26 protein-coding genes are annotated in these 20,059 nt (G+C 65.3%); 2 read left to right on the top strand and 24 right to left on the bottom strand.

Annotation, left to right across the window (positions count from 1 at the left end):
* Positions 1-12 precede the first annotated feature (12 nt).
* On the bottom strand, positions 13-1,422 hold the full coding sequence (locus PSQ40_RS11560; RefSeq protein ID WP_273951622.1) for a cytochrome b: 1,410 nt from the start codon (positions 1,420-1,422) through the stop codon (positions 13-15).
* A gap of 11 nt (positions 1,423-1,433) precedes the next feature.
* Positions 1,434-2,045 (bottom strand): ubiquinol-cytochrome c reductase iron-sulfur subunit, encoded by a 612-nt coding sequence (gene petA, locus PSQ40_RS11555; protein ID WP_273951621.1) that lies wholly within the window; start codon positions 2,043-2,045, stop codon positions 1,434-1,436.
* A 223-nt stretch (positions 2,046-2,268) separates the two neighbouring features.
* Between petA and mscL the strand changes: the two genes are divergently transcribed.
* Positions 2,269-2,706, top strand: a complete 438-nt coding sequence (gene mscL, locus PSQ40_RS11550; RefSeq protein WP_273951619.1) for a large conductance mechanosensitive channel protein MscL — start codon at positions 2,269-2,271, stop codon at positions 2,704-2,706.
* Between the two features lie 45 nt (positions 2,707-2,751).
* Here mscL and pdxA read toward each other — a convergent pair whose 3' ends face one another.
* Positions 2,752-3,831, bottom strand: a complete 1,080-nt coding sequence (gene pdxA / locus PSQ40_RS11545) for a 4-hydroxythreonine-4-phosphate dehydrogenase PdxA (protein WP_273951618.1) — start codon at positions 3,829-3,831, stop codon at positions 2,752-2,754.
* 11 nt (positions 3,832-3,842) lie between these two features.
* Positions 3,843-4,592 (bottom strand): Nif3-like dinuclear metal center hexameric protein, encoded by a 750-nt coding sequence (locus PSQ40_RS11540; protein WP_273951616.1) that lies wholly within the window; start codon positions 4,590-4,592, stop codon positions 3,843-3,845.
* A 154-nt stretch (positions 4,593-4,746) separates the two neighbouring features.
* On the opposite strand from PSQ40_RS11540, the gene PSQ40_RS11535 reads away from it, so the two are divergent.
* On the top strand, positions 4,747-5,898 hold the full coding sequence (locus tag PSQ40_RS11535; RefSeq protein WP_273951615.1) for a Do family serine endopeptidase: 1,152 nt from the start codon (positions 4,747-4,749) through the stop codon (positions 5,896-5,898).
* Positions 5,899-6,238: 340 nt separating this feature from the next.
* Here the strand turns inward: PSQ40_RS11535 and tatC are convergent, their stop codons facing one another.
* The 20 genes from tatC to PSQ40_RS11435 all read right to left on the bottom strand — a co-directional run bounded on the left by tatC (position 6,239) and on the right by PSQ40_RS11435 (position 19,980).
* Positions 6,239-7,033, bottom strand: a complete 795-nt coding sequence (gene tatC / locus PSQ40_RS11530; RefSeq protein WP_273951614.1) for a twin-arginine translocase subunit TatC — start codon at positions 7,031-7,033, stop codon at positions 6,239-6,241.
* Positions 7,034-7,128: 95 nt separating this feature from the next.
* Positions 7,129-7,584 (bottom strand): Sec-independent protein translocase protein TatB, encoded by a 456-nt coding sequence (gene tatB / locus PSQ40_RS11525; protein WP_273951612.1) that lies wholly within the window; start codon positions 7,582-7,584, stop codon positions 7,129-7,131.
* Between the two features lie 93 nt (positions 7,585-7,677).
* Positions 7,678-7,938, bottom strand: coding sequence for a Sec-independent protein translocase subunit TatA (gene tatA / locus PSQ40_RS11520; protein WP_273951611.1), 261 nt, complete (start codon positions 7,936-7,938; stop codon positions 7,678-7,680).
* Between the two features lie 69 nt (positions 7,939-8,007).
* On the bottom strand, positions 8,008-8,367 hold the full coding sequence (locus tag PSQ40_RS11515) for a histidine triad nucleotide-binding protein (RefSeq protein WP_273951610.1): 360 nt from the start codon (positions 8,365-8,367) through the stop codon (positions 8,008-8,010).
* Complete coding sequence (locus PSQ40_RS11510) at positions 8,357-8,737, bottom strand: DUF4870 family protein (RefSeq protein ID WP_273951608.1); 381 nt, start codon at positions 8,735-8,737, stop codon at positions 8,357-8,359. Before PSQ40_RS11510 ends, PSQ40_RS11515 begins: the two co-directional genes overlap by 11 nt.
* Positions 8,738-8,771: 34 nt before the next feature.
* The gene (locus PSQ40_RS11505; RefSeq protein WP_273951606.1) at positions 8,772-9,140 is read right to left on the bottom strand and encodes a phosphoribosyl-ATP diphosphatase; all 369 of its coding nucleotides are present in this window, start codon (positions 9,138-9,140) and stop codon (positions 8,772-8,774) included.
* A 6-nt stretch (positions 9,141-9,146) separates the two neighbouring features.
* The gene (hisI, locus tag PSQ40_RS11500) at positions 9,147-9,536 is read right to left on the bottom strand and encodes a phosphoribosyl-AMP cyclohydrolase (protein WP_273951604.1); all 390 of its coding nucleotides are present in this window, start codon (positions 9,534-9,536) and stop codon (positions 9,147-9,149) included.
* 73 nt (positions 9,537-9,609) lie between these two features.
* Positions 9,610-10,389 (bottom strand): imidazole glycerol phosphate synthase subunit HisF, encoded by a 780-nt coding sequence (gene hisF / locus PSQ40_RS11495; protein WP_273951603.1) that lies wholly within the window; start codon positions 10,387-10,389, stop codon positions 9,610-9,612.
* Positions 10,389-11,135, bottom strand: a complete 747-nt coding sequence (hisA, locus tag PSQ40_RS11490) for a 1-(5-phosphoribosyl)-5-[(5-phosphoribosylamino)methylideneamino]imidazole-4-carboxamide isomerase (protein ID WP_273951601.1) — start codon at positions 11,133-11,135, stop codon at positions 10,389-10,391. The genes hisF and hisA overlap by 1 nt, the downstream gene beginning before the upstream one ends.
* A gap of 35 nt (positions 11,136-11,170) precedes the next feature.
* A complete protein-coding gene (gene hisH / locus PSQ40_RS11485) occupies positions 11,171-11,827 on the bottom strand; it encodes an imidazole glycerol phosphate synthase subunit HisH (RefSeq protein WP_273951600.1) in 657 nt (218 codons plus the stop codon).
* A gap of 56 nt (positions 11,828-11,883) precedes the next feature.
* Positions 11,884-12,513: an imidazoleglycerol-phosphate dehydratase HisB gene (hisB, locus tag PSQ40_RS11480; RefSeq protein ID WP_273951598.1), complete on the bottom strand. Its 630-nt coding sequence runs from the start codon at positions 12,511-12,513 to the stop codon at positions 11,884-11,886.
* Positions 12,510-13,607 carry a histidinol-phosphate transaminase gene (gene hisC / locus PSQ40_RS11475; RefSeq protein ID WP_273951597.1) on the bottom strand — a complete coding sequence of 366 codons (1,098 nt, stop codon included), beginning with the start codon at positions 13,605-13,607 and terminating at the stop codon, positions 12,510-12,512. The genes hisB and hisC overlap by 4 nt, the downstream gene beginning before the upstream one ends.
* Complete coding sequence (gene hisD / locus PSQ40_RS11470) at positions 13,604-14,923, bottom strand: histidinol dehydrogenase (protein ID WP_273951596.1); 1,320 nt, start codon at positions 14,921-14,923, stop codon at positions 13,604-13,606. Before hisD ends, hisC begins: the two co-directional genes overlap by 4 nt.
* 28 nt (positions 14,924-14,951) lie before the next feature.
* On the bottom strand, positions 14,952-15,593 hold the full coding sequence (gene hisG, locus PSQ40_RS11465) for an ATP phosphoribosyltransferase (protein WP_273951595.1): 642 nt from the start codon (positions 15,591-15,593) through the stop codon (positions 14,952-14,954).
* A 28-nt stretch (positions 15,594-15,621) separates the two neighbouring features.
* A complete protein-coding gene (gene murA, locus PSQ40_RS11460) occupies positions 15,622-16,899 on the bottom strand; it encodes a UDP-N-acetylglucosamine 1-carboxyvinyltransferase (protein WP_273951594.1) in 1,278 nt (425 codons plus the stop codon).
* Positions 16,900-16,948: 49 nt separating this feature from the next.
* Positions 16,949-17,191, bottom strand: coding sequence for a BolA family protein (locus tag PSQ40_RS11455; RefSeq protein ID WP_273951593.1), 243 nt, complete (start codon positions 17,189-17,191; stop codon positions 16,949-16,951).
* A gap of 61 nt (positions 17,192-17,252) precedes the next feature.
* Entirely contained in the window at positions 17,253-18,008 is a 756-nt protein-coding gene (locus PSQ40_RS11450; protein WP_273951591.1) for an ABC transporter permease, read from the bottom strand.
* On the bottom strand, positions 18,005-18,949 hold the full coding sequence (locus PSQ40_RS11445) for an ABC transporter ATP-binding protein (protein WP_273951590.1): 945 nt from the start codon (positions 18,947-18,949) through the stop codon (positions 18,005-18,007). Before PSQ40_RS11445 ends, PSQ40_RS11450 begins: the two co-directional genes overlap by 4 nt.
* Positions 18,950-19,056: 107 nt before the next feature.
* Positions 19,057-19,329: an STAS domain-containing protein gene (locus PSQ40_RS11440; protein WP_273951589.1), complete on the bottom strand. Its 273-nt coding sequence runs from the start codon at positions 19,327-19,329 to the stop codon at positions 19,057-19,059.
* A gap of 3 nt (positions 19,330-19,332) precedes the next feature.
* A complete protein-coding gene (locus PSQ40_RS11435) occupies positions 19,333-19,980 on the bottom strand; it encodes an MlaC/ttg2D family ABC transporter substrate-binding protein (protein WP_273951588.1) in 648 nt (215 codons plus the stop codon).
* Between the last annotated feature and the right edge of the window lie 79 nt (positions 19,981-20,059).

Below are 20,059 nucleotides of genomic sequence, written 5' to 3'. Positions count from 1 at the left end.
CTCTCCTGCCAATCAGTGGGGGGCAAAGGTCACGCGGTCAGGCACCGGCTTGGGTTCACCCAAGCGGCTCCACCAGGGCATCAGCAGGAAGAAGCCGAAGTAGAACAGCGTGCCCACTTGGGAGACACGTTCGCCAATCGGCGACGGCGGCTGAACACCCAGGTAGGCCAGGACCACAAAGACCACCACAAAGATGGCGTAGAGGTATTTGTGCCAGCTCGGACGGTAGCGGATCGACTTCACCGGGCTGTGGTCCAGCCAAGGCAGGAAGAACAGGATCACCACGGCGCCGCCCATCACGACCACGCCCCAGAACTTGGCGTCGATCGACAGCATCAGGGCCACAGCCACCAGGGCACCGACCACCACGCCGACCTTCAGGAACGACGGCAGCTTGGACTTGACCGCACCGAAGAAGGCACCGGCCACGACGCAGGCGATCAGCGCATACATCATCTCGCTGGTGATGGCCCGCAGCATCGAGTAGAACGGCGTGAAGTACCAGACCGGAGCGATGTGGTTGGGCGTCTTGAACGGGTCGGCCGGGATGAAGTTGTTGTACTCCAGGAAGTAGCCGCCAGCCTCAGGCGCGAAGAAGATCACGGCCGAGAACACCATCAGGAACACGCTCACCCCCAGGATGTCGTGCACGGTGTAGTAGGGGTGGAAAGGAATGCCGTCGAGCGGGTGGCCTTGGGCATCGCGAGGGGCGTTGGGGCCCTTGATCTCGACGCCATCGGGGTTGTTCGAGCCCACTTCGTGCAGCGCAATGATGTGCGCAGCCACCAGGCCCAGCAGCACCAGCGGCACCGCGATCACGTGGAAGCTGAAGAAGCGGTTCAGGGTGGCGTCCGACACCACATAGTCGCCGCGGATCAGCAGGGCCAGGTCCGGACCGACAAAGGGAATGGCGGAGAACAAGTTCACGATCACCTGAGCGCCCCAATAGGACATCTGGCCCCAGGGCAGCAGGTAACCCATGAAGGCTTCGGCCATCAGGCACAGGAAAATGCCGCAACCGAAGATCCAGACCAGCTCACGTGGCTTGCGGTACGAACCGTACAGCAGACCCCGGAACATGTGCAGGTACACCACCACGAAGAAGGCCGAGGCCCCGGTGGAGTGCATGTAGCGCACCAGCCAACCCCAGGGCACATCGCGCATGATGTACTCGACCGAGGCGAAGGCCAGGTTGGCGTCCGGCTTGTAGTGCATGACCAGGAAGATGCCGGTCACGATCTGAATCACCAGCACCAGCATGGCCAAAGAGCCAAAGAAGTACCAGAAATTGAAGTTCTTCGGCGCGTAGTACTCGGACAGGTGCTCCTTGTACAGCTTGGACGCGGGGAAGCGGTTGTCCACCCAGTTCAGCAGCTTTTCACCTGCCGAGGCGTTGGGGGAGATTTCCTTGTATTCAGCCATGATGTGTTCCCTCAAGCCTTCTTGTCTTCGCCGATGAGCAGGCGGGTGTCGGACAGGTACATGTGGGGCGGTACCGGCAGGTTGTCGGGCGCTGGCTTGTTCTTGAAAACGCGGCCGGCCAAGTCAAAGGTCGAACCGTGGCAAGGGCAGAGGAAGCCGCCTTCCCAGTCGTCCGGCAGCGAAGGCTGCGGACCCGGCGTGAACTTGTCGGACGGCGAGCAACCCAGGTGGGTGCAGATGCCGACCACCACCAGCACTTCGGGCTTGATGGAGCGTGCGGTGTTGCGGGCGTACTCGGGGGTGTCTTCCGGGTGGCGCAGCGAATTCGGGTCGGCCAGCTGGCTGTCGAGCTTGGCCAGTTCGGCCACGGTCTCCGGCGTGCGCTTGACGATCCAAACAGGTTTACCACGCCATTCAGCCGTGATTTTTTCGCCCGGCTTGAGCGTGGAGATGTCCACCTCCACCGCGGCACCTGCTGCTTTAGCCCGCTCGGAAGGCGTCAAAGTACTCACGAAGGGAACGGCGGTAGCCACGCCGCCCACTGCACCAGCACAGGTCGAAGCAATTAACCACGTCCTCTTGCTGGAGTCGATCCGCTGGGTGTCGACTGGGGTGTCACTCATGGGGTTCCTCGATGAACATCGCTGATTTGGGGTCAACCGGGGATTGTACCGGAGGCTCTCTTGTAAATTCAATGCAACAGAATCATAGAACTCAGTTTGTGGTATGTGCAGAATTACCGGTAATGAGATCGAAAAAATTCAATCGGGGTTTGCGCTAGGCCAAGAAGGTGCAAAATTGTCAATTTGCTGCACACTGCAGTACCTCATAAAGGATGTAGACAACATGAGCGTCATCAAGGAATTTCGCGAATTCGCCATCAAAGGCAACGTCATTGACTTGGCCGTCGGTGTGATCATCGGGGGTGCTTTCGGCAAGATCGTTGACTCGGTGGTGGCTGACCTGATCATGCCGGTGGTGGGCCTGGTATTTGGCAAGCTGGATTTTTCAAATCTGTACCTGGTGCTGGGCCAAGTCCCGGCCGGGACAGTCGATACCCTGGAAGGCCTCCGCAAAGCCGGTGTGCCGGTTTTTGCCTATGGTCACTTCATCACCGTGGCGGTGAATTTCCTGATTCTGGCCTTCATCATTTTCATGATGGTCAAACAAATCAACCGACTCAAGCGTGAAACCCCGGTCGAAGCGCCTCCGGCACCCGCCCCGGCACCGACGGCTGAAGACATTTTGCTGCTGCGCGAAATTCGTGACAGCCTGAAGAAATAATCCAAACAGACGCCACCGTCTTCACGGTGGCATTTGGTGCCACGGTCAGGGCGCCCCGATCAATTGGCGCGCCATGCGCAGCGCCTCGATCAAACTCGAAGCATCGGCCCGGCCGGTGCCGGCGAGGTCAAACGCCGTGCCGTGGTCGGGGCTGGTGCGGATCAGCGGCAAGCCCAGCGTGACGTTGACGCCCTGCTCCACGCCCAGGTACTTGACCGGGATCAAGCCTTGGTCGTGGTACATCGCCACCACCACATCAAACTCCCCCGGGCGCTGTGCCTGGTCGCGGGCCCGCATGAACACGGTGTCCGGGGCGATGGGGCCCTCCACCAGCAGGCCCTGGGCCCGCGCGGCGCGCACCGCCGGCTCGATGATGTCGACCTCCTCACGACCGAACAAACCGCCCTCGCCCGCATGCGGGTTCAGGCCCGCCACCCCGATGCGCGGCGCGCGCCCCAGGGTGCGCGACAGCGCTGCATGGGTGATCCGCAAGGTGGTGAGCACGTTGTCGTAGGTGACCGCCTCGATGGCGTCGCGCAGTGACACATGGATGCTGACCAGCACGGTGCGCAGCTCGGGGTTGGCCAGCATCATGCGCACGGGCATCTCCGCCAGGGGCACCCCGGCATGACGGGCCGCCTCGGCCTGCAGCAACTCGGTGTGACCGGGGTAGTCGCCCCCCGCCGCGTGCAAGGCCTCCTTGTGCAAGGGCGCCGTGACCACCCCACCGACCGCGCCCTGCAGGGCCGCGCGCGCCGCCCACACCACGGCGTCCGCGGCACGTCGCCCCGCCTCGGCGCTGACCTGCCCCCAGGCCGGCACCTCGCCCAGCGGCTCATCGACCGGCGTGGGGTCCAGCACCGGGATGCAGCGCGGAGGCACCGAGGCCAGATCGGCCGGACTGGCCACCCACACCACGGGCAGCGCCGGCCCGTCGGCCGCCACCACGGCCGCCGCGCGGCGCAGCACCGCCACCTGCCCCACCACCAACACCCCCCGCATCAGCTCGGGCGCTCCGCGGTAGGCCTTGACGATGATTTCAGGGCCAATGCCCGCCGGGTCGCCCTGGGTCAGGGCCAAGGCAGCGCCTGCGGCCCAAGACGGCCGCACAGTCGATGAAGTCATGGCGAGGCCTTTCAAGCGGGGTTGTCGATGTCAATGAACTGGTGCGTCAGGCCCAACTGGGCGGCCACCTGGGCCGCCAGCGCCGGCGCCCCGTAGCGCTCGGTCGCGTGGTGCCCCGCAGCCACGAAAGCCACCCCCAACTCGCGCGCGTAGTGGGCTTGCGGCTCGGAGATCTCACCGGTGATGAAGGCATCGGCGCCCGCCGCGATCGCGGCCTCGAAATAGCCCTGCGCACCGCCCGTGCACCAGGCCACCCGGCGCACCGGCCGGCCATCGCCTGGCACCACCGTCACGGCACGGCCCAGGCACTGCGCCACATGCTTGCCCAGCGCGTCGGCCGAGGCCCAGTCTGTCGAGGCCAGGCAGCCCAGGTTCTGCTCGCCGAACCAGGCGTCGGCCTGCCAGCCCAGCACGCGCCCCAACTGGGCGTTGTTGCCCCATTGCGGGTGCGCATCCAGGGGCAGGTGGTAGGCCAGCAAGTTGATGTCATGGGCCAGCAAGCGCTGCAGGCGTTGTTTCATCCAGCCCGTCACGCGGCCATCCTGGCCACGCCAGAACAGGCCATGGTGAACCAGGATCGCGTCGGCCCGGGCCTCGATGGCGGCGTCGATCAGCGCCAGGCTGGCGGTGACGCCCGACACCAGGTGGCGCACCGTGGCCCGGCCCTCCACCTGCAAGCCATTGGGGCCGTAATCTTTGAAACGTTCAGGTTGCAGCCAGACGTCGCAGGTCTGCAGCAGGGTGTGTCGATCAGTGCTCATGGCCTCGATTGTCTCAGCAGCCAAGCGCAGAGGGCAGGCGCCGTCGGGTCGCGAAGGCGGCAAACGGCCCGGGCTTGGTGGACAATAGGCCGCAGACCTGCCGCGCCCGCCCGCGGCCCCCTCAGCTTTCCTGACGAATGACAGACGGACCCCCATGAAGCGCATCTGGCTGCTGTTTTCTCAATCTGTGACCGTGTTGCTGGCCGCCTACTTTGTGGTGGCCACCCTGCAGCCCGGTTGGGTGCGCCAAGGCCTGGTGCACTCGCAAGGGGGCATTGCCCTGATCGAAGCCCCGGCCGCCCCCGCCGGCGTGCCCGCCCCGGGCAGCCTCAGTGGCGCGGCGCGCAAGGCCTCGCCGGCCGTCGTCAGCATCAACACCAGCAAGGCCGCCCAGCAACCGCGCAGCAGCGACCCCTGGTACCAGTTCTTCTTCGGCACCCCGGGCCCGCAGGCCCAACCGCAGCAAGGTGGCCTGGGCAGCGGCGTGATCGTCAGCCCGACCGGCTACATCCTGACCAACAACCACGTGGTCGAGAACGCCGATGAGATCGAGGTCACGCTCAATGACGGTCGCAGCGCCAACGCCAAGGTGATCGGCACCGACCCGGACACCGACCTGGCCATCCTGAAGATCGAACTCGACAAGCTGCCCGTGATCGCCCTCGGCAACTCGGACACCTTGCAGGTCGGCGACCAGGTGCTGGCCATCGGCAACCCCTTCGGTGTGGGGCAGACGGTCACCAGTGGCATCGTCAGCGCCATGGGGCGCAACCAATTGGGCATCAACACCTTCGAGAACTTCATCCAGACCGACGCCGCGATCAACCCCGGCAACTCGGGGGGCGCCCTGGTGGATGTGAATGGCAACCTGCTGGGCATCAACACCGCCATTTACTCGCGCTCCGGCGGCAGCATGGGGATTGGCTTTGCCATCCCAGTCTCGACCGCCCGCCAGGTGCTGGACAGCATCGTCAAGGACGGCCGAGTGACCCGGGGCTGGATTGGCGTCGAACCCAATGAGCTGTCGCCGGAACTGGCCGAAACCTTCGGCATCAAGCCAGTGCCCGGGGTGATCATCACCGGGGTGCTGCAAAACGGCCCGGCGGCCCAGGCCGGCATCCGCCCGGGCGATGTGATTGTTCAGGTCGGCGACAAGCCGGTGACGAGCGTGCCCGAGTTGTTGAACCATGTGTCCCTGCTCACACCGGGCCAGGCCAGTCGCTTCCAGCTGCTGCGCCGCGGCGACAAGGTGGCCGTCGAAGTGACGCCCGGCATCCGCCCGCGCGCCCACCCACAACGCCGTTGAGGCAGCGGCACCAACACTGGCACCGATCACCCAGCCCACCGCTCGGCAACAGGCTTCGTGCAGGCCCAGGGCGAACGCCTGATGAGGCTCCAGGAGGACCGAGGCAGGCCCCGCAACGGCCATGGCGCGGTGCTGGAAGGTGATGAGTGAAGTAGACAGGGGCCGACGGCGGCGCAGCGCCAGCCCTTCGATCGTTCGGCCGGGTGGCGCGCTTCAGATTCAGAGCCAGGGCGCCAGTCCCGAATGTTCAGATCAGGGGGCCCAGGTCCCAGCGCTCAACCACCCAGCGCTCAACCACCGGCAGGGTGCGCCGTGCCGCCCTGCCCGAGCCCACCTGAGATCAGGCTGCAGGGCCTTCGTTGGCGTCGTCTGAAGGCTTGGTGGTGCTGCGCACAAAAGCCTGAGCCGCCAGGATGCCGACCTCGTACAGGCCGCCCACCACACCAAGCAGGATCAGCATCGACCCCGCGTCCGGCGGCGTGACCAAGGCCGTGCCCACCGAGGCAGCGACCCAGAAGTAGCCACGGTACTGGCGCAGCTGCGCCGTGGTGACGATGCCCATGCGCACGAGCAGGATCACCGCCACCGGCACCTCAAACGCGAGCCCAAAGGCCAGGAACATGCCCAGCACGAAGTCCAGGTAGGCCTCGATGTCAGGGGCGGCCGTGATCGACTTGGGCGCGAAGCTCTGAATGAACGAGAACACCTTGCCAAAGACAAAGAAGTAGCAGAACGCCACGCCCACGATGAACAGCACCGTGCTCGACACCACCAGCGGCAGCACCAGCTTCTTCTCGTGCGAGTACAGGCCCGGCGCCACGAAAGCCCAGATCTGGTAGAGCACATAGGGCAAGGCGATCAGGAGCGCCGTCATGAACAGGATCTTGATCGGCACCACGAACGGCGACACCACATTGGTGGCGATCAACGTGGCCCCCTTGGGCAAGTAAGCCACCAGCGGCGCCGCCAGCAGGTCGTACAGCTCGCCAGGGCCCGGGTAGAAAGACAGCAGCAGTGCAACCACCCCGACCGAGAGCAAGGCCTTGACCAGGCGGTCGCGCAACTCCATCAGGTGCTGCACAAAAGGCTGCTCGGTACCGGCCAGTTCGTCGTCTTGTTTAGGGGAGTCGGACATGTTGGAGAAGAAGAATGAGGGGAGGCGCTCCGGCGTGGGCACCGAGGCCGGGAGGGGGAGGCGTCAAAACGACGAAAGGGCCGGCAGCGGCCCTTTCAATTGAACTTCCGCGGCCGGTAGCGGGCGACACGCGCAGCGCCAGACAAGGCCTTGGTCCGCACACCATTGCGGGCTTTGTACCACTGTGGCGTCGCGCCCCGCTTCAAGCGCCAGTTCTTGCCGGGGTGGCGGTAACTGGGCAGCGAGGCCTCGACTTGGCTGGTCAGCGCCGCCTCGGTGGTCTCGCTCCAGGACTGCTCAAACTCCCGGGTGCTGGTGTGGATGGAGTTCTCCACATCCCGAGCGGCGCTTTCGACGGTGTCCTTCATCTTGCGCAGCTCGTCCAGGTCCATCGAACGGTTCACCTCGGCCTTGACGTCGGCCACATAGCGCTGCGCCTTGCCCAGCAAGGTGCCGACCGTGCGGGCCACCCGTGGCAGCTTCTCGGGCCCGATGACGATCAACGCCACCGCGCCGATCAGCGCCATTTTGGAAATGCCAAGGTCAATCATGAAGGAATCCGTCCGCTAGAAAAAAGCCACCCACCGTCCACACAGACGGGGCCCGGCAGGGGCCCACCCACCCGCAAGTGGGTGCTGTGAAGCTCAGGACTTGGTCTTGGCTTCAACATCAATGGTGGCTTTCTCAGCCACCTTGTTCGCAGCCACCTGGGCCGCGGGGGCGTTGGCAGCCGCAGCATCGGCGGCAGCGGCGGCTTCAGCGGTCCCGCCGTCCTTCATGCCATCCTTGAAGCCTTTGACGGCGCCGCCCAAATCAGAACCGATGTTCTTGAGCTTCTTGGTGCCAAACACCATCACCACGATCAGCAGCACGATCAGCCAGTGCCAGATAGAAAACGAACCCATGGATTTCTCCTGAAGAATTGCTAGATTTTAGACGCCGATCACCGTGAGGTCCGGCCACATTGCGAAGTATCAGCCCTTGAGCCAGGGCCGAGGACCACCCATGACATGAACATGGAGATGGTGCACCTCCTGTCCACCTTCCGCGCCCGTATTGGTCACGATGCGGAAGCCGCCTTCGGGGTAGGGGCGGCAGCCTTGCTCGATCGCCAGCTGGGGGGCCAGCGTCATGATCTTGCCCATCAGGGCGGCATGTTCGGGCCCCACCTGCGCCATCGACGGGATGTGCAGCTTGGGGATGATCAGAAAATGCACCGGCGCCCAGGGCGCAATGTCGTGAAAAGCAAACAGGTCTTCGTCCTCAAAGACCTTGCGCGAGGGAATCTGTCCCGCCACGATCTTGCAGAAAATGCAGTTGGCATCAGCCGACATCAGGCCACTCCATGGGTTGTTGACGGTTCATGCGCACCATGCCCAGCACGATGCGGTAGAGAAACCACAAAGAAACAAGCCCCCAGGCGATCATGCCGGGAAGCAGAAAAAACAGCCACAGCGGCGCCGTCAGCAGGTAAAACAAGCCCGCCCACAGCACCGTGCGGATGCGCCACTGGCAATGGGTGGCCTGCCACTGCCCCAGGGCCTGGCGGCGCGAGATCAAATCGATCACCAAGGCCACCAAGAGCAGGCCAACCGAGGCTTGTGCCCCTGGCAGGACGGCCCCCAGGGCCACCACCAGGTGCAGCACGTAGCTGACCCAGCCCCAGGCGGTGCTGCCTTCAGCGTCAGGGTTCTCAACGTGCATGGGGCAACTCCTCAGAAGGGATGGGGGAACCGGGTCAGACCTGACCGGCTTCGCGGCCCTGCAGCTTGCGCAGGGCTTTTTCTTCGATGCCGCTGGTGCCTTCGCGGCGCTCCAGTTCGGCCACCACATCGGCCGGGCTCAGGCCGTAATGGGCCAGCGCGATCATCGAATGAAACCACAGGTCGGCCACTTCGTAGACGATCTTTTGCGGGTCACCGCCGTGGTCCGCGTCCTTGGCGGCCATCACGGTTTCGGTGGCTTCTTCACCGATTTTCTTGAGAAACGCATCGGGCCCCTTGTGCAGCAGGCGCGAGACATAGCTTTTGTCGGGGTCGCCCCCATTGGCCGGCTTGCGGCTTTCGATGACGGCGGCCAGTCGGGCCAGGGAATCGTTGGAGCTCATGGGCACTTACTTGTAGATGGATTCCGGGTCTTTCAAGACCGGGTCGACCGGACGCCACTGGCCCTGGTCGTACTGCTGGAAGAAACAGCTGTGGCGCCCGGTGTGGCAGGCGATGCCCGGCTCATGGCCTTGCTGCGTGACCTTGAGCAGAACCACGTCGTTGTCGCAATCGAGGCGGATGTCGTGCACCGTCTGGACGTGGCCGGACTCCTCGCCCTTGAACCACAGCTTGTTGCGCGAGCGGCTGAAATACACCGCCCGCCCCAGCTCGGCCGTCTTTTGCAGGGCCTCGCGGTTCATCCACGCAAACATCAGCACATCGTTGCTGCCTTGCTCTTGGGCGATCACGGGCACCAGGCCCTGTGCGTCCCACTTGACTTCATCTAACCAGTTCATGGGGCGATTGTCGGTGATTTGTGTGACCAAACCGGCAGACGGCCCGCCGAGGGCCGGCCCCGCGAGTGGTTTGTCAGCGGCGAACCGGGATGCCCCGCTCGGCCATGCGGGCCTTGGCCTGGGCCACGGTGTACTCACCGTAGTGGAAGATGCTGGCAGCCAGCACGGCGTCGGCACCGCCTTGCTGCACGCCGTCGGCCAGGTGGTCGAGGTCGCCGACACCGCCCGAGGCGATCACCGGCACGCTGACAGCGTCGCTGACCGCCCGGGTCAGCGCCAAGTCAAAGCCCGACTTGGTGCCGTCGCGGTCCATGCTGGTGAGCAGGATCTCGCCTGCGCCGCGGCGCGCCATCTCGGTGGCCCAGGCCACTGCGTCGAGACCGGTGTTCTTGCGGCCCCCGTGGCTGTAGACGTCCCAGCCCTCGCCCCGCGCCAGCACGTCGTCGCCGTGGCGGCGCTTGGCGTCGATGGCCACCACGATGCACTGCGCACCATAGCGGGCCGAGGCGTCGCTGATGACCTGCGGGTTGGCAATGGCGGCTGAATTGAAGCTGGTCTTGTCGGCGCCCGCATTGAGCAGGCGACGCACGTCGTCCACGGTGCGCACGCCCCCGCCCACGGTCAGCGGGATGAAGACCTGCGACGCCACCGCCTCGATGATGTGCAGGATCACATCGCGCCCATCGCTGGTCGCCGTGATGTCCAGGAAGGTCAGTTCGTCCGCGCCCTGCTCGTTGTAGCGGGCCGCGATCTCGACCGGGTCGCCCGCGTCGCGCAACTCGACGAAATTGACGCCTTTGACGACCCGCCCGCCCGTCACGTCGAGGCAGGGGATGATGCGTTTGGCCAGCATCAGAGCGATCCGTTGAGTTCGTCGGCGCGCGCTTGTGCGGCCGCGAAATCGAGGTCGCCCGAGTAGATGGCGCGACCACAGATCACACCCTCAACGCCCTCGTCCTCGACGGCGCACAGCTGCTCGATGTCGGCCATGCTGCCCAGGCCGCCCGAGGCGATCACCGGGATCGTCAGGGCCTGCGCCAGCTTGACGGTGGCGTCGATGTTGATGCCCGACAGCATGCCGTCGCGGCCGATGTCGGTGTAGATGATGGACTCAACGCCCCAGTCTTCGAACTTGCGCGCCAGGTCGACCACTTCGTGGCCGGTCAGCTTGCTCCAGCCATCGGTGGCGACCTTGCCGTCCTTGGCGTCCAGGCCGACGATGATGTGACCACCAAACGCGGTGCAGGCGTCCTTCAGGAAGCCCGGGTTCTTGACCGCGGCGGTGCCGATGATGACGTAGCGCAGCCCGCCGTCGATGTACTTTTCAATCGTGTCCAGGTCCCGGATGCCCCCGCCCAGCTGCACCGGAATGTCGTCTCCCACGGCCTTGAGGATGGACTTGATGGCCCCGTAGTTTTGCGGCTTGCCCGCAAAGGCGCCATTCAGGTCCACCAGGTGCAGGCGGCGAGCGCCTTTGTTGACCCAGTTGAGCGCCATGGCGGCGGGGTCTTCACCGAAGGTGGTGGCCTGGTCCATGTCGCCTTGTTTGAGGCGAACGCAGTGGCCGTCTTTGAGATCGATCGCAGGAATGAGTTGCATGGTGCCGTGAGCAGCGAAATTGCAGCGGGAAAAAATCAGGGCTTCCAGTGAAGGAAGTTGCGGAACAGGGCCAGGCCGTGGCCGGCGCTCTTTTCGGGGTGGAACTGGGTGGCAAAAATATTATCGCGCGCGACTGCCGCGGTAAAGCGACCGCCATAGTCGGCTTCACCCACGCTGTGGCGCGCATCGGACGGACGCGCGTAGAAACTATGCACGAAATAGAAGTAACTGTCATCGGGCACGCCCGCCCACAGCGCGTGGGGCTGGGCCTGGCGCACCTGGTTCCAGCCCATCTGCGGCACCTTGAAACGGCTGCCATCGGCCTGAACCCGGCCTGCCAGGTCAAACTTGACCACCTCGCCAGGGATCAAGCCCAGGCCCGGGGTGTCGCCCTCGGCGCTGTGGTCGAGCAGCATCTGCATGCCGACGCACACGCCGAACAAGGGCTTGTTGGCAGCGGCCTCCAGCACCGATTCCAGCAAGCCGGACTCGCGCAGTTCGCGCATGCAGTCGGGCATGGCGCCCTGCCCCGGCAGCACCACGCGGGTGGCGGCGCGCACGTCCTCGGGGCGCGAGGTGATGAGCACCTGCACCCCGCTGTCCTGGGCCACGGCTTGCACTGCCTGCGACACCGAACGCAGGTTGCCCATGCCGTAATCGACCACCGCCACGGTATTGGATGATGTAGTCATCGCGAACAATCTCAACAAAAGCGGCCACGGAGCAAAGCCCGGACCCGGTCAAACAATCAGAGCGAGCCCTTGGTCGACGGGATCACCCCCACCGAACGCGGGTCCAGTTCCAGCGCGGCGCGCAGGGCGCGGGCGAAGGCCTTGAACACAGTCTCGCATTGGTGGTGGGCGTTGTGCCCCTTCAGGTTGTCGATGTGCAGGGTCACGCCGGCGTGGTTGACAAAGCCCTGGAAGAACTCAAAGGTGAGCTGGGTGTCGAAGCCGCCGATCATGCCGCTGGTGAAAGGCACCTGCATGTGCAGCCCCGGGCGGCCCGAGAAGTCGACCACCACGCGCGACAACGCCTCGTCGAGCGGCACATAGGCATGGCCGTAGCGGCGGATGCCTTTTTTGTCGCCAACCGCGCGCGCAAAGGCCTGGCCCAAGGTGATGCCGACGTCTTCGACCGTGTGGTGACCGTCGATGTGCAGGTCGCCTTCGCAGTGGATGTCGAGGTCGATCAGGCCATGGCGCGCAATCTGGTCGAGCATGTGGTCAAAGAAACCGATGCCGGTGTGCAGCTTCGACAGGCCGGTGCCGTCCAGATTGATGCGGGCGGTGATGCGCGTCTCGGCCGTGTTGCGGGAGACTTCTGCGGTGCGCTCAGCCGGGGCGGCGCTGGTGGGAACAAGGGCGGAGGAGGTCATAAGGAAGCCTGAAGCGCGGCCAACATGCGGTCGTTGTCGTCGGGCGAGCCCACGGTCAGCCGCAGGCACTGGGCCAGCAATGGGTGCATTTTAGAAACGTTCTTGATCAGGACCCCGCGAGCACGCATGCCGTCGAAGGTCTTCTGGGCCTCGGGTACCCGCACCAGCACCATGTTGGCGTCGCTGTTCCAGGCCTTCACACCGGGCACAGCGGCCAGGGCCGTCAGCAGGCGGGCACGCTCGCTGCGCAGCGTGGCGGCTTGCTGGTCGAACACCTCGGCATGCTCGAGCGCAAACAGCGCGCACTCGGCGTTGAGCACGCTGATGTTGTAGGGCGGGCGCACCTTGTCGAGCTCGGCAATCAGGGCTTCGGGGCCCATCATGTAGCCCAGGCGGATGCCGGCCAGACCGAACTTGCTGAGCGTGCGCATCAGCAGCACATGGGCGTGGCGCTCAGGGTGGGCGCTGATTTCGCTGAGCCAGCTGTGGCTGGCAAAGGGCTGGTAAGCCTCGTCCATGACCACCAGGCCGCCCTGCTCGCCCACCGCGGCGATCACGCGGCGGATGACGTCGGCGTTCCAGAGGTTGGCGGTGGGGTTGTTCGGGTAGGCCAGGTAGGTGATGGCGGGGCGGTGCTCGGCAATCGCGGCCAGCATGGCGGCCTCGTCGAGCTCGAAGTCGGCGGTCAGCGGCACCCCCACGAACTGCAGGCCTTGCAGCTGCGCGCTCATGGCGTACATGACAAAGCCCGGCACCGGCGCCAGTACCTTGGCCCCCGGCAGGTCGCAGGCCAGGGCCAGCAGAGAAATCAGCTCGTCCGAACCGTTGCCCAACATCAGGGCCTGGCCCACCGGCAGGCCGGCATGGACGGCCAACGCCCGCTTGAGGTCGTTGATGCGCTCACCGGGGTAGCGGTTGACTGCCACCCGCCCCAGGCGCTCCCCCAGCTGGGCTTGCAGCGCAGGGGGCAGACCAAAGGGGTTTTCCATCGCGTCGAGCTTGAGCAGGCCGGTGGCGTCTTGCACCGCGTAGGCGTGCATGGACTGCACGTCCTGGCGGATCACCCGCAGGGCGGAAGGGGGGGTCGGGCTCATCGCTTGAGTCTCATTTCTGCCGCTTGGGCGTGGGCCTGCAGGCCTTCGCCGTAGGCGAGTTCGGCGGCGATGCGACCCAGGGTCTGGGCACCGGCTTCGCTGACCTCGATCAGGCTGCTGCGTTTTTGGAAGTCATACACCCCCAGCGGCGAGCTGAAGCGCGCCGTGCCACTGGTGGGCAGCACGTGGTTGGGGCCGGCGCAGTAGTCGCCCAGGCTTTCGCTGGTGAAGGCGCCCAGGAAAATGGCACCGGCGTGCTTGAGCAGCGGCTCCCAGCGGTGCGGATCGCGGCTGGAGACCTCCAGGTGCTCGGGAGCGATGCGGTTGCTGATGGCGCAGGCCTCTTCCATGTCGCGGGTCAGGATCAGAGCACCGCGGTCGCTGAGCGACTTGGCAATGATGGCGGCACGCGGCATGGTGGGGAGCAGGCGGTCGATCTCGCGCTGCACCGCGTCGAGGTAAGCGGCGTCCGGGCACAACAGGATGCTCTGCGCCAACTCATCGTGCTCGGCCTGGCTGAACAGGTCCATGGCCACCCAGTCGGCCGGGGTGCTGCCGTCGGCCAGCACCAGGATTTCACTCGGGCCCGCAATCATGTCGATGCCTACGGTGCCGAACACCCGCTTCTTGGCGCTGGCCACGTAGGCGTTGCCCGGGCCGGTGATCTTGTCCACCTTGGGCACGGTGGCGGTGCCATAGGCCAGCGCGGCCACGGCCTGCGCGCCCCCAATGGTGAAGGCCCGGCTGACACCGGCCACGTAGGCGGCGGCCAGCACGAGTGCGTTCTTTTCGCCCTTGGGGGTGGGCACCACCATGATGATCTCGCCCACACCAGCGACGTGGGCCGGGATGGCGTTCATCAGCACGCTGGACGGGTAAGCCGCCTTGCCGCCGGGCACATAGATGCCGACGCGGTCCAGCGGGGTGACCTTCTGGCCCAGCAAGGTACCGTCTTCATCGCGGTAGCTCCAGCTCTCGCCCGAGGCTTTTTTCTGCGCTTCGTGGTAGCTGCGCACACGGCGGGCCGCCTGTTCGAGGGCCTGACGCTGGGCTTCGGGCAGGCTGTCAAAGGCCGCCTTGAGTTCGGCCTGGCTCAGCTCCAGGGCCGACATGTCGGCGGCCTCGAGGCCGTCAAAACGCTGCGTGTACGCCAGCACAGCGGCGTCGCCCCGGTGCTGCACATCGGCCAGGATGTCGGCCACGCGCTGCTCGATGGCAGCATCGGTGTCGGCCGACCAATGCAGTCGGGCCTGAAAGTCGGCCTCGAAGGTGGCGGATTGGGTGGACAGTCGGGCAGGTGCAGCAACCAGGGTCATGGTGGGGAGGGTCTCCGGTCGGGGGAATTCAATCGGCTTTCACGGCGCCCGCAAAGGCGTCGATGATGCGGCGGATGGGCGCTTGCTTGAGCTTGAGGGCCGCTTGGTTGACCACCAGGCGCGAGCTGATGTCCATGATGCGTTCCACCTCCACAAGGTGGTTGGCCTTCAGGGTGCTGCCCGTCGACACCAGGTCCACGATGGCGTCGGCCAGGCCGGTCAGCGGGGCCAGTTCCATGCTGCCGTACAGCTTGATCAGGTCGACGTGCACGCCCTTGGTGGCAAAAAAGTCGCGTGCAATGGTGGTGTATTTGGTCGCCACGCGCAGGCGCGAACCCTGCTTGACCACGCCGGCGTAGTCGAAGTCGGAACGCACCGCCACGCTCATGCGGCAGCGCGCGATGTTGAGGTCCAGCGGCTGGTACAGGCCTTGGCCGCCGTGCTCGATCAGCGTGTCTTTGCCGGTCACGCCCAGGTCGGCCCCGCCGTACTGCACATAGGTGGGCACGTCGGTGGCGCGCACCAGCACCACGCGCACATCGGGCTGGTTGGTCGGCAAGATGAGCTTGCGCGACTTGTCGGGGTCCTCAGTGACCTCGATGCCGGCGGCAGCCAGCAGCGGCAGGGTTTCGTCAAAGATGCGGCCTTTGGAAAGGGCGAGAGTGATCATGAAGGGGTCCTTGCAGTGGCGCACCGGCTCAGCGGGTGCGCTCGATGTCGGCGCCCAGGCCGCGCAGTTTGTCTTCCATGCGGTCGTAGCCGCGGTCGAGGTGGTAGATGCGGTCGACCACGGTCTCGCCCTCGGCCACCAGGCCGGCGATCACCAGGCTGGCGGACGCGCGCAAATCGGTGGCCATGACGGTGGCGCCCGACAGGCGCGGCACGCCCTCGATGACCGCCACCTTGCCATCGGTCTGGATGCGCGCGCCCAGACGGGCCAGCTCATCGACGTGCATGAAGCGGTTCTCAAAGATGGTTTCGGTCACCGTCGACGTCCCGCGCGAAACGCAGTTGAGCGCCATGAACTGGGCCTGCATGTCGGTCGGGAAGCCCGGGTATTCGGTGGTGCGGAAGCTCTGGGCCTTGAAGTGCTCATAGGCCGGGCCCTTGGCTTGCACGCGGATGCCTTGGTCGTTGGCCGTGATGCTGGCCCCAGCCTCGCGCAGCTTGTCGATCACCGCGTCCAGGTGGTCGGCACGGCCGTGGCGCAGGAACACGTCGCCACCGGTGGCAGCGACCGCGCACAGGAAGGTACCGGTCTCGATGCGGTCCGCCACCACGGTGTGGTCGCAGCCATGCAGGCGCTCCACGCCCTGGATGCGGATGCGGCTGGTGCCGTGGCCCTCGATGCGGGCGCCCATGGCGATCAGCATCTCGGCCAGGTCAGGGATCTCGGGTTCCTGGGCAGCGTTCTCCAGCACGGTCTCGCCTTCGGCCAGGGCGGCGGCCATCAGGAAGTTCTCGGTGCCGGTGACAGTGACCATGTCGGTGGTGATGCGCGCGCCCTTCAGGCGGGTGCGGCCGGCGGGCAGGCTGGCCAGCATGTAGCCGTGCTCGACCGTGATCTCGGCCCCCATGGCTTGCAGGCCTTTGATGTGCTGATCGACCGGACGCGACCCAATGCCACAGCCGCCGGGCAACGACACCCGGGCGCGGCCAAACCGGGCCACCAGCGGCCCCAAGGCGAGCACCGAGGCGCGCATGGTCTTGACCAGCTCATAAGGCGCTTCGGGCAGGGTCAAGGTGCTGGCGTCAAGGCGCACCTCACCGTCGGCACCGCGCTCGGCGGTGACGCCCATGTGGTGCAACAGTTTGAGCATGGTGACCACGTCTTGCAGACCCGGCACATTGCGCAGCGTGATGGGCTCATCGCTCAGCAAGGCGGCACACAGCTCAGGCAGGGCTGCGTTTTTGGCGCCAGAAATAAGGGCTTCGCCGTTGAGGGGGCGGCCGCCACGGATGAGGAGTTTGTCCATCGGGGAAAAATCAGGGTTTGAAAGGGGCTCGCAGACAGCCGGATCGCCATCAGCGCGGCTGGGCGGCCCATTCTGCGGGCGTGAAGGTCTTCATCGACAGGGCGTGGACCTCATCGGTGTGCATTTTCTCACCAAGCGTGGCGTAAACCCGCTGGTGGCGCTGGATTGCGCGTTTGCCTTCAAACTCGGTCGACACGATGGTGGCGTACCAGTGGCGGCCGTCCCCTTCGAGGGTGATGTGGTCGCAGTTCAGGCCTGCGGCAATGAGGTTCTTCAGATCGTCAGCGGTCATGGGAAAACAGCAAGGTAAGGGGTCGTTCAAACAAACGAGGCCACGGCGCGGGGCCGATCGCTCAGCTGCGGATCTTGTAGCCCGTGCGCAGCAGGTGCAGGGCAATGCCGCTGACCACCAACCAGGCGGTGCCCACCAGGGCCAGGCTCACCCAGGGCGAGACGTCGCTGACCCCGAAGAAGCCGTAGCGGAAGCCGTCGATCATGTAGAAAAACGGGTTCAGGTGGCTGACCTGCTGCCAGAACGGCGGCAGGGAGTGGATCGAATAGAACACGCCCGACAAAAAGGTCATGGGCATGATCACGAAGTTCTGGAACGCGGCCATCTGGTCGAACTTCTCGGCCCACAGGCCGGCGATCAGGCCCAGCGCCCCCAGCATCGACGCACCCAGCACGGCGAACACCACGATCCAGACCGGCGCCACAAAGGACGGCATGGCAAAGAAAGAGGTGACCACAAAAACACCCAGACCGACCGCCAGACCGCGCACCAGCGAGGAGCCGACATAGGCCACAAACCAGGCCCGGTGCGACAAGGGGGTCAGCAGCAAGAACACCAGGTTGCCCATGATCTTGCTCTGGATCAGCGAGGAGGAGCTGTTGGCGAACGCGTTTTGCAGCACGCTCATCATCACCAGCCCGGGGATCAGGAAGGCGGTGTAGGTGACGCCTTGCGTGCCCTCGGCGCGCTGGTCCAGCACATGGCCAAACACCATCAGGTAGAGCACGGCGGTCAGCACCGGGGCTGCGACGGTCTGGAAGCTGACCTTCCAGAAGCGCAGGATCTCTTTGTAGAGCAGGGTTTGCCAGCCGGTCATGCGCTCACCTCCGTCGCGGGGGCGGCGGGGCGGCTGCCGCTGGCCTTGCTCATCACACTGATGAACACGTCTTCGAGGTCGGCCTTGCGCACCTCGATGTCCTCGGCCACCAGGCCGGATTCGCGCACCAGCGCCAGACAGCGCTCGATGTCGGCGGCGTCGTGCACCGGCAGCTGGGCAATGCGGCCCGTGACCCGGGCCTGGGCGCGCAGGGCCACCGGCAGTTCGCCGTCGACCTTGAAGCGCAGCACATTGCCCGAAGCCTGGCTCAGCAGGTCGGTGGTGCGCTCGAGCGCCACCACCTGGCCTTGCTTGAGCATCGCAATGCGCCCGCAGAGGGCTTCAGCTTCGTCCAGGTAATGGGTGGTCAGCAGCACGGTGTGGCCCTGCTTGTTGAGTTTGGCGATGAACTGCCACAGGGTCTGGCGCAACTCCACGTCGACGCCCGCAGTGGGCTCGTCGAGCACGATGATCGGCGGGCGGTGCACCAGGGCCTGCGCCACCAGCACGCGGCGCTTCATGCCGCCCGACAGCTGACGCATGTTGGACTTGGCCTTGTCGGCAAGGCCCAAGCTTTCGAGCAGCTCGTCGATCCAGGCGTCGTTGTTCTTGACGCCGAAGTAGCCCGACTGGATCTTGAGCGCCTCGCGCACATTGAAAAACGGGTCGAACACCAGCTCCTGGGGCACGATGCCCAGGCGGCGCCGCGCCTCGGCGTAGTCCCCCTGCACGTCCGCGCCTTGCACAAGCACGCGTCCGGCACTGGCACGCGCCAGGCCCGCCAGGATGCTGATCAGGGTGGTTTTGCCCGCCCCATTGGGACCGAGCAGGCCGAAGAATTCCCCCTCTTCAATGTCAAAGCTGACATTGTTCAAGGCCTGAAACGGGCCACGGGGGGTCGAGAAGGTCTTGGAGACCGATTGGAAGGAGACTGCTGGCATGGAGACTGGGGATTTTAAGCCCTCCCCCCACTGGGGTGCTGAGCCGCCCGGGGTGGCCTTGCGCCGGCAGCGGCCATGGCGCCGACGGCGAGCACGGGTTCAGGGCATCAACCCTGGACCGGCAGCAGTTCGCTGACCCCGTAAAGCTGGGCCAGCGAAGCCAGCCGGGCGTGCAGCCCACGCACCACAAAACCCTTGCCCAGGGCCAGCGCTTCGCGCCGACAGGCCAGCAGGACGGCGAGCGCGGATGAATCAAACACCACGGTGGCCGAGGCGTCGGCCACCACCAGGGACTCGGCGTCCCGGCGCAGGGCCTGCACCAACATGCTGAGGCAGGCCCCGGCTTGGGCGTGGGTCAATTCAGCGGGCAAGACCAGCACGGATCAGCCCTTCTTGCCGCTGTTGGCCTTGTTGCGCTCGGTCAACGTGGCAATCAGGCCGTCGATGCCCTTGGCATTGATTTCGGTGGCGAACTGGCTGCGGTAGGTTTCCACCAGCCAGACCCCCATCACATTGAGGTTGTAGATCTTCCAGCCCGCGCCCACGCCGGGGGTTTTCTCGAGGCGGTAGTCGAGCTGGATCGGGTCCCCCTTGCCACGCACTTCGGTGCGCACCACCACATCGGCATCGTCTGCCGAAGCGCGCAGCGGCTTGATGGAGATGGTCTGGTCCGAGACCTGGGCCAAAGCCCCCGAATAGGTGCGCACCAGCAGGGTCTTGAATTCTTCCTGCAGGCGGGCCTTCTGCTCCGGCGTGGCCTGACGCCAGGCCGGGCCCACGGCCGCGGCGGTCATGCGCGGGAAGTTCACGTTGGGCATGATCTTGGTGTCCACCAAGGCAATGATCTTGTTGGTGTCGCCACCCTGGATCGCCTTGTCGGTCTTGATGGTTTCCAGCACGTCCGAAGAGAGCTGCTTGATCAGGGCGTCGGGGGCTTCGTCCGCGGCCTGCACGGTCAGCGGCAAAGCCAGGGTCAATGCGCTTGCGGTGGCCATCAGCCAGGCCGCGAGGGTACGTCGTTTCATGTGCATCCTTCCAAGGCGGAACAGGCCCGCCAATCTGGTGTCACCGCCCCAAGGCCCTTGCCTTGCGAGGATCGGGTGCTCACCG

This window comes from Curvibacter cyanobacteriorum (genome assembly GCF_028649475.1).
Classification (GTDB): Bacteria; Pseudomonadota; Gammaproteobacteria; order Burkholderiales; family Burkholderiaceae_C; genus Curvibacter; species Curvibacter cyanobacteriorum.
Note: the sequence above shows the minus strand (reverse complement) of the source record. Positions and strands in the feature narration are given on the sequence as shown.